General features: G+C 70.5%; 15 protein-coding genes. 3 read left to right on the top strand and 12 right to left on the bottom strand.

The window, feature by feature from the left end; all coding sequences use genetic code 11:
• The 7 genes from AB0I51_RS18760 to AB0I51_RS18730 form a co-directional block, all read right to left on the bottom strand.
• On the bottom strand, positions 1-1,440 hold the full coding sequence (locus AB0I51_RS18760; protein ID WP_362976380.1) for an amino acid permease: 1,440 nt from the start codon (positions 1,438-1,440) through the stop codon (positions 1-3).
• Complete coding sequence (locus tag AB0I51_RS18755) at positions 1,437-2,114, bottom strand: FadR/GntR family transcriptional regulator (RefSeq protein WP_362976526.1); 678 nt, start codon at positions 2,112-2,114, stop codon at positions 1,437-1,439. Before AB0I51_RS18755 ends, AB0I51_RS18760 begins: the two co-directional genes overlap by 4 nt.
• Before the next feature lie 172 nt (positions 2,115-2,286).
• On the bottom strand, positions 2,287-3,123 hold the full coding sequence (locus tag AB0I51_RS18750) for an undecaprenyl-diphosphate phosphatase (RefSeq protein WP_362976378.1): 837 nt from the start codon (positions 3,121-3,123) through the stop codon (positions 2,287-2,289).
• A gap of 88 nt (positions 3,124-3,211) precedes the next feature.
• The gene (gene crcB / locus AB0I51_RS18745; RefSeq protein ID WP_362976376.1) at positions 3,212-3,586 is read right to left on the bottom strand and encodes a fluoride efflux transporter CrcB; all 375 of its coding nucleotides are present in this window, start codon (positions 3,584-3,586) and stop codon (positions 3,212-3,214) included.
• The gene (locus tag AB0I51_RS18740) at positions 3,583-3,963 is read right to left on the bottom strand and encodes a DUF190 domain-containing protein (RefSeq protein ID WP_362976374.1); all 381 of its coding nucleotides are present in this window, start codon (positions 3,961-3,963) and stop codon (positions 3,583-3,585) included. Before AB0I51_RS18740 ends, crcB (AB0I51_RS18745) begins: the two co-directional genes overlap by 4 nt.
• Positions 3,960-4,421 carry a fluoride efflux transporter CrcB gene (gene crcB, locus AB0I51_RS18735; protein ID WP_362976372.1) on the bottom strand — a complete coding sequence of 154 codons (462 nt, stop codon included), beginning with the start codon at positions 4,419-4,421 and terminating at the stop codon, positions 3,960-3,962. Before crcB (AB0I51_RS18735) ends, AB0I51_RS18740 begins: the two co-directional genes overlap by 4 nt.
• A gap of 164 nt (positions 4,422-4,585) precedes the next feature.
• Positions 4,586-5,548: an SMP-30/gluconolactonase/LRE family protein gene (locus tag AB0I51_RS18730; RefSeq protein WP_362976370.1), complete on the bottom strand. Its 963-nt coding sequence runs from the start codon at positions 5,546-5,548 to the stop codon at positions 4,586-4,588.
• A 179-nt stretch (positions 5,549-5,727) separates the two neighbouring features.
• On the opposite strand from AB0I51_RS18730, the gene AB0I51_RS18725 reads away from it, so the two are divergent.
• Complete coding sequence (locus AB0I51_RS18725; RefSeq protein WP_362976368.1) at positions 5,728-6,567, top strand: ribonuclease BN; 840 nt, start codon at positions 5,728-5,730, stop codon at positions 6,565-6,567.
• A 20-nt stretch (positions 6,568-6,587) separates the two neighbouring features.
• On the opposite strand, the gene AB0I51_RS18720 is transcribed toward AB0I51_RS18725, so the two are convergent.
• Both AB0I51_RS18720 and AB0I51_RS18715 read right to left on the bottom strand, forming a co-directional pair.
• Complete coding sequence (locus AB0I51_RS18720) at positions 6,588-6,869, bottom strand: ArsR family transcriptional regulator (protein ID WP_362976366.1); 282 nt, start codon at positions 6,867-6,869, stop codon at positions 6,588-6,590.
• A 305-nt stretch (positions 6,870-7,174) separates the two neighbouring features.
• Positions 7,175-9,196: a beta-galactosidase gene (locus AB0I51_RS18715; RefSeq protein WP_362976364.1), complete on the bottom strand. Its 2,022-nt coding sequence runs from the start codon at positions 9,194-9,196 to the stop codon at positions 7,175-7,177.
• Between the two features lie 175 nt (positions 9,197-9,371).
• Here AB0I51_RS18715 and AB0I51_RS18710 point away from each other — a divergent pair, with 175 nt between their 5' ends.
• The gene (locus AB0I51_RS18710; protein WP_362976524.1) at positions 9,372-10,403 is read left to right on the top strand and encodes a LacI family DNA-binding transcriptional regulator; all 1,032 of its coding nucleotides are present in this window, start codon (positions 9,372-9,374) and stop codon (positions 10,401-10,403) included.
• 39 nt (positions 10,404-10,442) lie between these two features.
• Here AB0I51_RS18710 and AB0I51_RS18705 read toward each other — a convergent pair whose 3' ends face one another.
• The gene (locus AB0I51_RS18705) at positions 10,443-10,616 is read right to left on the bottom strand and encodes a hypothetical protein (RefSeq protein WP_362976362.1); all 174 of its coding nucleotides are present in this window, start codon (positions 10,614-10,616) and stop codon (positions 10,443-10,445) included.
• 48 nt (positions 10,617-10,664) lie between these two features.
• Entirely contained in the window at positions 10,665-11,057 is a 393-nt protein-coding gene (locus AB0I51_RS18700; protein WP_362976360.1) for a hypothetical protein, read from the bottom strand.
• Between the two features lie 83 nt (positions 11,058-11,140).
• On the opposite strand from AB0I51_RS18700, the gene AB0I51_RS18695 reads away from it, so the two are divergent.
• Positions 11,141-11,443, top strand: a complete 303-nt coding sequence (locus tag AB0I51_RS18695; protein ID WP_362976358.1) for a hypothetical protein — start codon at positions 11,141-11,143, stop codon at positions 11,441-11,443.
• Between the two features lie 830 nt (positions 11,444-12,273).
• Here the strand turns inward: AB0I51_RS18695 and AB0I51_RS18690 are convergent.
• Complete coding sequence (locus tag AB0I51_RS18690; protein ID WP_362976356.1) at positions 12,274-13,815, bottom strand: nitrilase-related carbon-nitrogen hydrolase; 1,542 nt, start codon at positions 13,813-13,815, stop codon at positions 12,274-12,276.
• Between the last annotated feature and the right edge of the window lie 28 nt (positions 13,816-13,843).

Raw genomic sequence — 13,843 nt, 5'->3', positions numbered from 1 at the left:
TCACGCGTCGGGTGCGGTGGTGGACGTGCTCGCCACGCGGCGGCGGACGGCGAACCATCCGGCGACCAGCGCGGCGGCGATCAGCGGCAGACACAGCACTGTGGTGCGTCCGGCGCCGCCGTCGGCGTACATGAGGACCAGGACGGAGGCCAGGAAGGCCAGCGTCACGAGTTCGGTCCAGGGGGAGCCCGGCAACCGGTAGCTCGGCCGGGTCAGTTCACCCTTCTCGGTCTTCCGCCAGAAGAGGAAGTGACAGAGCATGATCATGCCCCAGGTGGCGAGGATGCCGATCGCGGCGAAGTTGAGGACGATCTCGAACGCGTCGGCGGGCACTACGAAGTTGAGGCCGACGCCCAGGACGCAGATGCCGCTGGTGAGCAGGATGCCGCCGTAGGGGACCTGGCTGCGGCTCATCACCGAGGTGAACTTGGGGGCCGAGCCGGACATCGCCATGGAGCGGAGGATGCGGCCGGTGGAGTAGAGGCCGGAGTTGAGGGAGGACATGGCCGCGGTGAGGACGACGAGGTTCATGACGCCGCCCGCCGCCGGGATGCCGATGTTGGACAGTACGGTCACGAAGGGGCTCTGGCCGGCGCTGTACTTGTTCCAGGGCAGCAGCATCGAGAGCAGGAGCACCGAGCCGACGTAGAAGAGGCCGACGCGCCACATGATCGAGTTGATCGCCTTCGGCATGATCTTCTCGGGGTTCTCGGTCTCGCCGGCGGCAACGCCGACCAGCTCGACGGAGGCGTAGGCGAAGACGACGCCCTGGATGATCAGGAGCATGGGCAGCAGGCCGTTGGGGAAGATGCCGCCGTTGTCGGTGATCAGGGACGGGCCGGGGGTCGTGCCGTCGACCTGGTGCTGGGTGACCAGCAGGAAGATGCCGATCAGCATGAAGACGACGAGCGCGCTGACCTTGATGATCGCGAACCAGAATTCCAGCTCCCCGAACATCCTCACCGATATCAGGTTCACGGTGAGGACCACGGCCAGGGCGATGAGGGCGATCACCCACTGGGGGATGTCGGAGAACATGCTCCAGTAGTGGGTGTACACGGCCACGGCGGTGATGTCGGCGATACCGGTGGTGGCCCAGTTCAGGAAGTACATCCAGCCCGCCACATAGGCGCCCTTCTCGCCGAGGAACTCGCGGGCGTACGACACGAAGCCGGACGAGGGCCGGTAGAGGACGAGTTCGCCGAGGGCGCGGACGACGAGGAAGGCGAAGAGTCCGCAGACCGCGTACGCGATGAAGAGGGAGGGGCCCGCGTCGGCGAGGCGGCCGCCGGCGCCGAGGAAGAGGCCGGTGCCGATCGCGCCGCCGATGGCGATCATGTTGACGTGGCGGGACTTCAGGGACTTGCTGTAGCCGGCGTCTCCGGCGTCGACATGGCCGGATCGTTTCTGCACGCCGTCGTGCAGGGACTGCTCGCTCACGCCTCGGGTCCGCCTTCCGTGGGGGTGTCCGTGCGCGCGGGGCGCACGATGTCGGTGAGGGTCGTCTCGACCCGGTCGAGGTGGTGGGACATGGCCTCGACGGCGTCCGGTTCACTGCCGTCGATCAGCGCCTCGACGATGGCCCGGTGCTCGCGGTTGGACTGCTCGCGCCGGCCGCCGAGTTCGTTGAGGAACGCGGACTGGCGGGCCAGCGCGTCACGGATCTCCTCGATGACCCGGCGGAACACCGGGTTCTGGGCGGCCTCCGCCACCGCGAGGTGGAAGAGGGTGTCCATCGCGACCCACGCGGTGGTGTCCGTCTCCTGTTCCATGCGGTCCAGGAGGTGGGCCAGGTGGTCCAGGTTCTCCGGGGTGCGGCGCAGGGCCGCGTACCCGGCGACCGGGATCTCGACGTGGCGGCGCACTTCCAGGAGGTCGCTGGCCGCGTAGTCGCCGAAGGTGGGGTCCTCCACGGCGCTGGCCACCACGAAGGTGCCCTTGCCGGTCTTGGAGACGGTCAGGCCCATGGTCTGCAGGGCCCGCAGGGCCTCGCGGAGCACGGGCCTGCTGATCTCCAGGGTGCGGCACAGCTCGGCCTCGGAAGGCAGCTTGTCGCCGATCGCGTAGTCGCCGCGCTCGATGGCGCCGCGGAGGTGGACAAGCACCGCTTCCATGGCGCTGACGCGCCGCGGCCCGACTCCACCTGTCTGGCTGTCTGACAGGTTCACGGACGTGATCCTCCGGGTGACGGGACAGTGCTGTCAAGCGATCGGAAAAGAAACATTCAGGGGGCGCGCTGCCTGAAAATCCGGCTGCGCGCCCCCTGCGACGATCGTCCGTCCGGTGTCAGCTGTTGAGCACACCCGTGCCGAGCAGCCCGAACAGCAGGACGCCGATGATGATCCGGTAGACCACGAAGGCGTTGAAGGAGTGCTTCGCGACGTATTTCAGCAGCCAGGCGATGGAGGCATAGGCCACCACGAACGACACGATCGTGCCGACGGCCAGCGGGGCGGCGCCGACTCCCGCACCCAGGGCGTCCTTCAGCTCGTAGATGCCGGCGCCGGTCAGGGCGGGGATGCCGAGGAAGAAGGAGAGCCGAGTGGCGGCGACGCGGTCCAGGTCGAGGATGAGACCGGTGGACATCGTGGCGCCCGAGCGGGAGAAGCCGGGGAAGAGCAGCGCGAGGATCTGCGAACTGCCCACCAGCATCGCGTCCTTGAAGGTGGTGTCGTCCTCACCGCGCTTGTGCCGGCCCATCTGGTCGGCCGCCCACATGACACCACTGCCGACGATCAGCGAGGCGGCGACCACCCACAGCGAGCCGAGGGGCCCGTCGATGAGCGGCTTCGCGGCGAGGCCCACGATCACGATCGGGATGGTCGAGTAGATGACCCACCACGCGAACTTGTAGTCGTGGTGGTAACGCTCCTCCCGGTTGAACAGGCCTCGGCCCCAGGCGGTGACGATCCGCACGATGTCCTTGAAGAAGTACAGGAGCACGGCGGCGATGGCGCCGACCTGGATGACGGCCGAGAACCCGACGACGGAATCGTCGTCCACGGGGATTTTCATCAGCCCCTCGACGATCTTCAGATGGCCGGTGGAGGAAACGGGCAGGAACTCGGTCACCCCCTCGACGACTCCGAGGACGGCGGCCTGACCGACGCTGATGACGCTCATGAGATCCAGTTCTTCGGGATTGGTCGACAGTGCTGTAGACAATAGCGCTGGAGGTGGTCCTGCACGGGCGCGGGATCCGCCCGATTTCTTACGCCCACAGGGCCTGCGCGATCGACACCCCGACAAATGCCGCACCGAGGCCCGCGGTCACGCTGCCGACGACGTTGGCGGCAGCGTAGAGCCCCGCCCCCGTCTCGGTCAGTCGCAGTGTCTCGTACGAGAAGGTCGAGTACGTCGTCAGGGCCCCGCAAAGGCCTGTCCCGACGAGGAGTTGGAGATGCGAGCCCGCCGCGCCGGCGGACACCGCACCGGTCAGTGTGCCCAGGATCAGACAGCCGGTGACGTTCACCGCGAAGGTGCCCCACGGGAAGACGGAATCGTGTCTGGTCTGCACCGCGCGGTCGGTGAGATAGCGGAGCGGGGCGCCGACGGCGGCTCCCGCGACGACCAACAGCCAGTTCACAACGACTTCTTACCCTTCGCGTCGGTCTCGTGGGGTACGTCCGTACGACCCACGTACCGGATGACCTCGCAGTCGTCGAGGATCACCAGTCCCTCGCCGACGAGTTCGTCGAGCTGCGGCAGGAAGGCCCGTACGCGCTCCTCGGTGTCCACGATCACGATCGCCACCGGCAGGTCCTCGCTGAGCGACAGCAGCCGCGAGGTGTGGATCAGGGAGGAGGCGCCGAAGCCCTCGATGCCCCGGAAGACGCTGGCACCGGCCAGCCCGGCGGTGTGCGCGCGGTGCACGATCTCCGTGTAGAGGGGCTTGTGGTGCCAGGTGTCGTTCTCGCCGATGAAGACGGTCACGCGCAGGGCGCTGCCGGTCAGCCTGGTCATCGCTGCCTCCACTTCAGGACGCGCCGGGCCGCCGTCACCGCGAGCCACACCGCCGCGAGCGCCGCGAGCAGGGTCACGGCGAGATAGGCCAGCGCGGTACGGGGATGGCCCGCGTCGACCAGTTTCTGGATGTCGACGGCGTACGTCGAGAAGGTGGTGAAGCCGCCGAGCACCCCGGTGCCGAAGAACGGCCGCACCAGCCGGTGGGCGGCCCACACATCGGTGATGACCACCATGAACACGCCGATGACGGCGCAGCCGACCACATTGATCCAGAACGTCGCCCAGGGAAATCCGCCGCTCTGGGTGGGCCACCACAGGGAGGCCGCGTAGCGGCCCGTCGCCCCGATCGCGCCGCCGAGCGCGACCACGGCGACCACGGGCCCCTGACCGCGCCAGACGGACGGACGCGGGGCCCGTGGTCGGGTGCGCACGCTCTCGGCTTCGGGAGCTGTCATGGCCGTACGTCTCCTACTCGTCGGGGGCCCTGAGGGCACACGCCTCTACAAGTAGGGACCGTTGGCGGCACCTCTGCCGCGGTTCGGGTACGGCGGGCCCCACCGCCGCGCCGCGAGGGATGCTCGCGGCCGGGCATCAGGGTAACGCCGGGGACGTGCCGGGGTCACTTCGGGGCGGGCGGCTCGCACAGCGCGATCCCGCGCTCCCGCACGCTGCCCAGCACCAGGTGCCCGGCCGCCTCGCACACGCTGGTGGCCATCCGGTACGACGAGCCGCGCGCGACGAGGTGATGGACGACGGCTCCGTCGTCGTCGAACGCCATGGCTCCGATCATGCCGGTGGGGCGGAAGGGCACGCGCACGGCGACACGGGCCGCAGCCTGCCGTACGGCGGGCGAGGCCTGGTGGAGGAGTTCGAGCGGCGCGACGCGCGGGCCGGCCAGCGCCACCCAGATCGGTCCGTCCGGGCCGGCGCGCCAGAGGTTGTCGGGCATTCCGGGGAGGTCGTCGACGAAGGACCCGCTGTGGCCCGCCTTCGGTCCGGTGAGCCAGTAGCGGGTCAGCCGGCGGGCGCCGGTCTCCGCGAGGACCAGGAAGGACTCGTCGGCGCTCGGGGCGAGCCCGTTGGCGAACTGAAGTCCGTCCAGGAGGACTTCGGGACTGTCGGCACCTGGCGCCAGACGCAACAGCCGTCCCGTGCCGGTGTGTTCGACGATGTCGCCGATCCACCGCTCGATCGGGTAGCGGAGGCTGAAGACGGTGAAGTACACACTGCCGTCCGACAGCGCGACCACGTTGCTGCAGCCCACCAGCGGCTCCCCCGCCACCCAGTCGGCGAGGACGCGTACGGTGCCGTCCGCCAAGTCGACGCGCAGCAGCCCGCGTTCCGCGTCGCACACCAACAGGCCGTTGTCCGGAAGGAGTTCGAGGCCGAGCGGCCGTCCGCCGGTGTCGGCAAGGGTCTCCACCCGGACCGCGTCGGGGTCGATCAGTCCGTCGAGGCGCAGGATGCGGCCGTCCTCGACGCCGGTCAGCACCCGGCCGCGGGCGTCGGCCACCACGTCCTCGGGACCCACGCCTCCGATCGCGACGTAGCGGCGGGCGAGCAGTGCACTGGGGCGGTCCACGAACACCTCCACGGTTGGGTCCGGCGCGCGTACGCTTGCTGTTCTTCCCGGTCGTCGCGGCACCCGGTCACGTTTGCCGAGCGTATTCCCGGTGACCCGGATCGCGCTGCCGGTCGGCGAGAAGTGGGAAGGGGGCCCCGTATGACGTGGTCGGCCGCCCGCCGCGCGGGAACTCCCCGGTGAACCGCGTCCGCAGCGCGTGGCAGCGCCTCGGGCTCGCCGAACTCAACCGGCGCGGGCGGGAGTTGGAGCTGCTGCACCGGGCCATGGGGTTCGCGACGCTCGCCCTGGTCACCCTGGCGCCGCTGCTGATCGTGGTGGCCGCGGCCGATCCGATCGGGCACGGCGGGTTCGCACTGTGGCTGGTGGACGGCATGGACCTGTCCGGCCGCTCGGCCCGCGCGCTCACCGACGTCTTCACCCCGCCCCGCAAGGTGATCGGCACCACCAGCGCCTGGAGTGTGGCGCTGCTCGCGCTGTTCGGGCTGTCCTTCGCGTCGAGTGTGCAGAGCGGCTACGAGCACGTGTGGCGCCCGGCCGGCGCGCCCTGGCACCGTATCTGGCGCCAACTGATCTGGCTGGTCATGCTGATGGGCTATCTGTACGCGCAGGTGCAGACCCGCAACGTCCTCGCGGGCACGCCCCGGATCGTGCTCAGCATGGCGGCCGGACTGCTGTTCTTCTGGTGGGGCCCGCACTTCCTGCTCAACCGCCGGGTCCACTGGCGCTATCTGCTGCCGGGTGCGCTCGCCACGATGGCGGGCCTGGTCGGCCTGCGCTGGTTCTCGTACCTGGTGTTCACCCCGCTGCTGGTCACCAACGCGGTCAGCTACGGCCCGGTCGGCACGGTGCTGGTGGTGGAGTCCTGGCTGGTCGGCGTGGGGTTCGTGCTCTACGGCGGCGCGCTGGTGGGCAGGCTGCTGTGCGAGCGGTTCGGGGACCCGGACGCGTCGTTCCGCACCGAACCGGAAGAAGCAGAAAAAGCAGAGGAAACGGACGCCGGGCAGGACACGGTGTGACGCTCGGGCCGGCGGTCCCGCTACCAGCCCTTCTCGAACATCCGGGCCACCTCGGCGATACGGACCTCGTCGCGCCGGTAGTAGGTGCGCAACCGGATCCGCCGGGTGCGCAACAGGCCCAGGGACGCCAGGAGTTCGAGGTGGGTCTCGGCCACCTGGCGGGACACACCCAGCTTGGCCGCCACCACCTCCGCACCGACCCCGGCCTCGTCGAGATACCGGTGTGCCGGGAAGTGGGCGGCCGGATCTCTCAGCCACTCCAGGATGTCCAGTCGCCGGTGACTTGCCGGAGTCCTCAGCATCTCGTGCCCCTCCGTCCTGCGCGCCGCTTGCCGCGCCCTCCCACTCTCCCGCAGCACGGTCCGCCTCGTCCCCGACTCGGTGCCCCTTGTCCGGGACCGACCGTTCCTGTTCGGCACGACCGACGCCACTGAGGCATGGGGCAACGGGCGGGACGCGCCGAAACCGCAGAGAACGAACTCCGGCTTCCGGAAACGGAGTTGGCCGAACCACACCGTCGCAGCCGAACAAGAACGCACGCGCGCCGGGCGTCGGACGTCCCCCTCCGCCCGCGGCTCACGGCTCTCGCGGGCGGAGGGGAGCCGGCTCAGCCGTCGAGTCTTACGACCCGCACAGCTCCGGCGGGAACCGCGAGACCGCCCGCGGCCCGCTCACCGGTCAGCAACTCGGTGCCGTCGGCGCCCAGCGGCACCTTGACGTCCGAGCCACTGTGGTTGATCGCGAAGAGGAAACTGCCCGACTCGCCTTCCCTGCGCACGACTTCGACGTCGTACGGCAGCTCGGCGCGCGGGGCGATCCGGGCGTCCTCGGCCGCCCAGCCGAGCAGGGCGTCCAGGCCGTGGGCGTCAAGACGCGTGGACACGTACCAGGCGGCGCCCTCGCCGAGCCGGTGCCGGGTGACGGCCGGGTGTTCGGCGGTGAGGCCCTCGGCGTACGTCCACACGGTCTCGGCGCCGCGCGGGACCACGAACTCGGTCCATACGTCGCCGGTGAGTTCGGAGCCGTCCGGGCCGGTGATGCGCACCCGCTCGCCCGCCAGGAGCGGCGAGAACTCCTCGACGGTCAGGCCGAGTACGTCCCGCAGCGCACCGGGATACGCGCCCTCGTGGACTGCGTCGTGCTCGTCGACGATGCCGGAGAAGTAGGAGACGACGAGGGTCCCGCCCTGCTCGACGTACCGCTTCAGGTTGCGGCCGGCCGCCTCCGTCGTCAGGTACAGGGCGGGTACGACGACAAGGGGATAGGCCGACAAGTCGGCTTCCGGGTGGGCGAAGTCGACCGTGAGGTGACGGTCGTAGAGGGCCTCGTAGAAGGCGTCCGCGCGCTCGCGGGCGTCGTGGTCCTGGCTGGGGCGCCACTCCAGTTTCTGCGCCCACCACGACTGCCAGTCCCATAGGACGGCCACGTCGGCCTGGGTGCGGGTGCCGCGGATTCGGCTCAACTCCTCGACGGAGGAGCCGAGTTCGACGACCTCGCGCCACACGCGGGTCTCGGTGCCGCCGTGCGGGAGCATCGCGGAGTGGAACTTCTCGGCGCCGCGCCGGGACTGGCGCCACTGGAAGAACATTGCGCCGTCGGAGCCGCGCGCCACGTGCGAGAGGGCGTTGCGGGCCATCTGGCCGGGGGCCTTGGCCGGGTTGCGGGGCTGCCAGTTGACGCCCGAGGTGGAGTGTTCGAGCAGCAGCCAGGGGGCGCCGCCGGCGACGGAGCGGGCGAGGTCGGCGGCCATCGCCAGGTTGACGTGGGTGCGGCGGCCGTCGGTGATCAGGTAGTGGTCGTTGGTGACGAGGTCGACCTCGCGACCCCAGGCCCAGTAGTCGACGGATTCGCACTGGCTGAGGGCGGCCATGAAGTTGGTGGTCACCGGGATGCCGGGCGCGAGACGGTGCAGGATGTCCCGTTCGGCGACGAAGTTCTCGCGCATGGTGGCGTCCGCGAACCGCGTGTAGTCCAGCGCCTGGGCCGGGTTGACGGCGGTCGGGGTGAGGCGTGGGGGGTTGATCTGGCCGAGGTCCGCGTAACGCTGGCCCCAAAAGGCCGTACCCCAGGCCTCGTTGACGCCGTCGACGGTTCCGTACGTCGTCGTCAGCCAGCGGCGGAAGTGGGCGGCGCAGGAGTCGCAGTAGCAGGCGGAGACGGGGACGCCGTACTCGTTGAACACGTGCCACAGCGCGAGGGCGGGGTGGGTGCCGTATCGCTCGGCGAGCAGGGTGGTGATGTTCGCTGCGGCTGCGCGGTAGTCGGTGTTGCTGTGGCAGATCGCGCCGCGTGAGCCGAACTCGTAGCGGGTGCCGTCGGCGGTGACGGGGAGGGCGTCGGGGTGGGCGCGGTAGAACCAGGCGGGCGGGGCGACCGTGGGGGTGCCGAGGTCGACGCGGATGCCGTGCTCGTGCAGAAGGTCCAGGAGGCGGTCGAGCCAGCCGAAGTCGTACACACCGGGCTCGGGTTCCAGCAGGGCCCAGGAGAAGATCCCGACGCTCACCATGGTGACGCCGGCCTCCCGCATCAGCCGGACGTCCTCCTGCCAGACGCTCTCCGGCCACTGCTCGGGGTTGTAGTCCCCACCGAAGGCGAGCCTGGTGAGCCCCTTGGGTGTGGTCTCCGGCATGGATCTCTCCCGTAGTCGATCATTTGGGAACGTGCACACAGCGCGCTCTGGAGCATTGCCCCAACATAACCGCACGTCCGTGACCGCTGACAAGTGTCCCTGATGATTCTCTGCCACGAATGCTGTGAACGCTCCCATAGTGGTGCTTCGGGCTCCCGGTCCGGAGCCGTAGAGTCTGACCATGAGCAATACGGGGGGTCGGCGCAGGCCGCCGACGATCCATGACGTGGCACGCGAGGCGGGTGTCTCGCGGGGCACTGTGTCGCGGGTCCTCAACGGCGGGCACTATGTGAGCCCGGCCGCGCAGGAGGCCGTCAACGCGGCCATCCGCAGGACGGGTTACGTCGTCAACCGGCACGCCCGCTCGCTGATCACCGGGCGCTCGGACTCGGTCGGCTTCCTGCTGACGGAACCGCAGGAGAAGTTCTTCGAGGACCCGAACTTCAACGTCCTGCTGCGCGGCTGCACCCAGGCGCTGGCCGCGCACGACATCCCCCTGCTGCTGATGCTGGCCGGCACCGAGGACGAGCGGCGGCGCATCACGCGGTACATCACATCGGGGCACGTCGACGGGGTGCTGCTGGTCTCCAGCCACTCCGGGAACCCGGTGGCGGAGGAGCTGAGCGAGGCGGGCGTGCCGCTGGTCGCGTGCGGCAAGCCGATCGGGCTCGGCTCCAAGATCAGCTACGTGGCCGCCGACGACCGGGACGGTGCCCGGGACATGACCCGGCATCTGCTCTCCCTCGGTCGCCGCCGCATCGGCATGGTCACCGGTCCGCCGGACACCCCGGGCGGTGTCGAACGCCTCGCCGGATACCGGGAGGTGCTCGCCGAGGCGGGCGTCGAGGTGGACGACCGGCTCGTCGTCCCCGGCGACTACAGCCGCCTCAGCGGCGAGCGGGGCGCCGAGCGGCTGCTCGCCCAGGTCCCGGACCTGGACGCCGTGTTCGTCGCCTCCGACCTGATGGCGCGGGGCGTGCTCACCACGCTGGAGCGGGCCGGGCGGCGGGTGCCGGAGGACGTGGCGGTCGGCGGCTTCGACGACTCCCCCGCCGCGCTCGCGTCCAGCCCCGAACTCACCACGATGCGGCAGCCGTTCGACCGGATCAGCGCGGAGATGGTGCGGGTGCTGCTGGCGCAGATCGGGGGCGAGGACACCGCGGCTGTGATCCTGCCGACGGAGCTGGTGAAGCGGGAGTCGACGTAGGAGGGAGCGGGCTTTCGGGCCGCCCCCTCGTCGTCGCCGTCAGGCGGTCGGGGTGACGATCACTTCGGCCGCGTTGTTGGCGCTGTCCGGGTCGAAGACCACGGGCTTGTCTCCGTGGGGGTGGACAACGACACGGCCGGTCGCGTCGGGGACGACCCGGCCGATGCGCAGCTGGAACGGGAAGCTGATGTCCAGGTCGGGCTTGGCCGACATCCGCGGGTAGCAGGCGTAATGGCCGACGGCCGGGTCCTCGCCCGATGCTCACGCGGTCTCACAGCCCTCGGGCACGGACGTGGCGGTGGTGCCCTCCGGGAGGTAGAAGTCGATCACGGCGACCGGTTCGCCGGAGCCGACGTTGCCGACCCGGGCCGGGCCGGCGTTGGTGAACCGGAACGCGGCGGTGACGGTGTCGCCGGCCGCGCCGCCCACCTCGGTGCCGTGCGCGGCGAAGTCGGCGGTGTTGTCGGCGTCGATGCTCCAGGCGCGGCTGTTGTCCGAGCTGTCGAGGTCGGTGACGCCGTCGACGGGCTCGACCTCGTAGTCGAACCGGTCGAAGAGCGCGTGGTCGGTGACGGCGAGCCGCAGCGGCGCGGGCAGTTCGACGGTGGCGCCGGGCGCGATGTCGGTGTCGAAGGTGCAGGTCGCGTGTGTCATGGGCATTCAGGTGCCGCCGATGTCGGGCTCGGTGCAGGTGCACTGCGGGTAGCGGGTAGCGGGTAGCGGGTAGCGGGTAGCGGGTGACGACGTCGAGGCCGTACGCCGCGTACATCTGCGCGGTGAAGCCGTGGGCGGTCTCGTTGCCGGTGTTGGTGACGGCGAACGGCGCGGTGAGTTCCGTGCCGGGCGCGACGCCGGGCGCGCCCTGCGCGGCGCCGATGCCGAGGTCCGGGCCGGAGCGGACGGTGACGGGGGTCTCCGCGTCGCCCCCCGGAGCGGTGAGTGTGGCGTCGGGTCCGCCGGTGGCCTCGGTGGAGTACTCGATCGTGCCCTGCGCTCCCAGGGCGGCGGCCCGCACCTTGAGCTGCACCTGTGCGCTGTAGCGGGTGGGCACGTCCCGGTGTCGCACACGGCGGCGGTGCCCGCGGCGTTCGGTGTGCAGTTGTCGGGCCAGGCGACCCCAGTGAGCCCGGTGAGCCCGGAGACGTCGACGGTCAGACGCCCGTCCGTCACGGTGAAGTTGGCGTTGTCGTGGTACGGGCCGAACGTCAGCGTCCGGTACTGGGCCGTACCGCCGGCCGGGGCGACGGTGACCGACCGGTCGTACGGCGCCTGGATCCACAGCTGGTCGGTCTGCGGCTCGTCGTCGGCGAAGGCGGCCCCGCTCCGGAGACCGGCGAGGACCGCCGCCCCCACCGCTCCGGCACAAGCTCCGCGACGCAGTGGACGCCCGGCGGAGACAGATCTCATGACATCCCCTATGTCGGCACGCCAGAGACCCCGGCAAGTAGTCGGTGCCGGGCGGGAGTTGAACGGACCGCCGATACGAAAGGTTGTAGTGGGGAGGCACGTCTATACCCTTCGGCAGAGACGCCGATCCTCCGCCGCGCCGACGATTCGCCGTCCGGCGGGCGGAATGCTCGTGGCCATGGACATCACTTCGCTCACCGTCGTACTCAGCGCGATCGTGGTCCTCGCCGCCTCGGTCCTCGTCGTCTCCAACGAACCCCCGCTGTGGGTCTACCTGTTGAGCGGTGCGGGCTCGTTGCCCCTGGGTGGTGTCCTGCTGGACGCGCCGACCGTCACCTCCGTGCTCGCGGACGGCTCCCCCGCGACGTGGGCCCTGCGGCTCGCCGTCGCCGCCACCGTCACGGTCCTGCTGAGCTTCTTCTTCGGCGGGGACGGCCGCACGGCACGGGTGACTGACGGTGCGTCACCTCGGGCGGGCGAGGGCGGTGACGGTGAGCGCGAGGACACCGGCAAGGCAGAGCCAGGCGAAGGTGTCGCCGATCCGGTCGTAGACCGTGGTGACACCGTGGACGGGCACGTAGGCCACCATGGTCTGGCGTTCGGTCGTGAAGTAGTCGGTGGAGGCGAGGACATGACCCTCGTCGTCGTAGGCGGCCGAGACGCCCTCCGCGTCCTGGCGGACCAGTGAGTAGCCGCCCTCGATCGCCCGCAGACTCGCCTTCTCGGTGTGTGCGGCTCCGTACTCCCGCCAGTCGTGGGAGGGGACGAGCATGATGTCGGCGCGGGTCCGCATCATGGCGGGGAAGTCGGCGTCGTAGCAGATGACGTCGGCGATCCGGCCGTACGGGGTGTCGGCGACGGGCACGCGGCCGTCGCCGGGGGTGAATCTCTCCGAGCCGGGGATGGGGTGGGCCTTCTGATAGGTCCACAGCACCTTTCCGCGCGGGTCGATGAGGAGCGCCTCGTCCTTGTCGTGGGCCGGTCCACTTCTGCTGTAGACCCGGACGCCGATCTCCAGGTAGACACCGGACCGGCGGGCACCGTCCTGTGCGGCGGCGATGGCGGCCGGCTCGTGGGACTCCTGCGTCCTGACGGCCTCCTCGGGCCAGATCACGATCTTCGCCCCGGCGGCGGCCTCGCGCCGGGTGGCGGTCAGCAGGTCGTTCTCGACGGCGGTCATGGCGGGTTCGACCGTCGCGGCGGACGCGGTGGCGATGTCCGGGACCCGGGCGAACACCGCCCGCTGGGCGTCCGTGACGGTCCGGGCGGGGCTGATTCCGGCGACGCGGACGGTGGGGGCCGTGGAGGGGGCGAGGGCGAGACGGGCACCACCGGCGAGCACGACGGCCGGCAGTACGGCCGCGTAGACCAGGCCGGCGCGCCAACCGGGCCGCTCCCAGAGGCGGTTGACGGTACTTGCGAAGTAGGCGATCAGGAATCCGATCCCCCACGGGCCGGTGACGGAGACGACCTGGAGGAGCGGAAGATCGCCGTACTGGGTGACCGCGAGCGAGCCGTAGGCCGTACCGAACGGGGACACCACGGTGATCAGGAACTCCGCGGCGGCGACAGCGGCCGGGAAGGCGAGGGCCGCCACTCCGGGGCGCAGCCGACCGGTCAGGAGTCTGTCGGCCAGGAACGGCAGCGTCTGCAGCGCGGCCAGTGCCACGGCGCCCGCGACCACCACCGGGCCGAAGCCGATCGCCGACTCCTGGACCCAGAAGACGGCGGCCACCGTGTGCGCCGCCCAGATCCACAGGGCCCCGGACCACGCGCGGCTCAGCCGTGTGAAGCGCAGCAGGACCACGAGGGAGATCCAGGCGGCGGCCGGGACGTCCCATCGGCCGCCCACCGCGAACAGCGTGGCCGCGATGCCGGGCGCCAGCAGGGCCCACCTCACGGCGGGCCGTGAACTCCCTCGTGGATCGGGGGACTTGACCGCAGCCGTCGTACCGGGAGAAGGGCGGGTCGGTGGTGGGGGCTGTTCGGTGGGGAGGTTCGTCATGGGGAACGACGCTAGGAGCGCGGCACCC

The organism is Streptomyces sp. NPDC050549 (assembly GCF_040655035.1).
Lineage (GTDB): Bacteria > Actinomycetota > Actinomycetes > Streptomycetales > Streptomycetaceae > Streptomyces.
The sequence above is the reverse complement of the archived record's forward strand: the minus strand, read 5'-3'. Positions and strand labels throughout refer to the sequence as shown.

What these genes read in the sequence shown, in the direction of transcription:
- AB0I51_RS18755 (WP_362976526.1), bottom strand. Translation starts at nt 2,114, where the DNA reads ATGGAAGCGGTGCTTGTCCACCTCCGCGGCGCCATCGAGCGCGGCGAC.
- AB0I51_RS18750 (WP_362976378.1), bottom strand. Translation starts at nt 3,123, where the DNA reads ATGAGCGTCATCAGCGTCGGTCAGGCCGCCGTCCTCGGAGTCGTCGAG.
- AB0I51_RS18740 (WP_362976374.1), bottom strand. Translation starts at nt 3,963, where the DNA reads ATGACCAGGCTGACCGGCAGCGCCCTGCGCGTGACCGTCTTCATCGGC.
- crcB (WP_362976372.1), bottom strand. Translation starts at nt 4,421, where the DNA reads ATGACAGCTCCCGAAGCCGAGAGCGTGCGCACCCGACCACGGGCCCCG.
- AB0I51_RS18720 (WP_362976366.1), bottom strand. Translation starts at nt 6,869, where the DNA reads ATGCTGAGGACTCCGGCAAGTCACCGGCGACTGGACATCCTGGAGTGG.
- AB0I51_RS18715 (WP_362976364.1), bottom strand. Translation starts at nt 9,196, where the DNA reads ATGCCGGAGACCACACCCAAGGGGCTCACCAGGCTCGCCTTCGGTGGG.
- AB0I51_RS18705 (WP_362976362.1), bottom strand. Translation starts at nt 10,616, where the DNA reads ATGTCGGCCAAGCCCGACCTGGACATCAGCTTCCCGTTCCAGCTGCGC.
- AB0I51_RS18700 (WP_362976360.1), bottom strand. Translation starts at nt 11,057, where the DNA reads ATGACACACGCGACCTGCACCTTCGACACCGACATCGCGCCCGGCGCC.
- AB0I51_RS18690 (WP_362976356.1), bottom strand. Translation starts at nt 13,815, where the DNA reads ATGACGAACCTCCCCACCGAACAGCCCCCACCACCGACCCGCCCTTCT.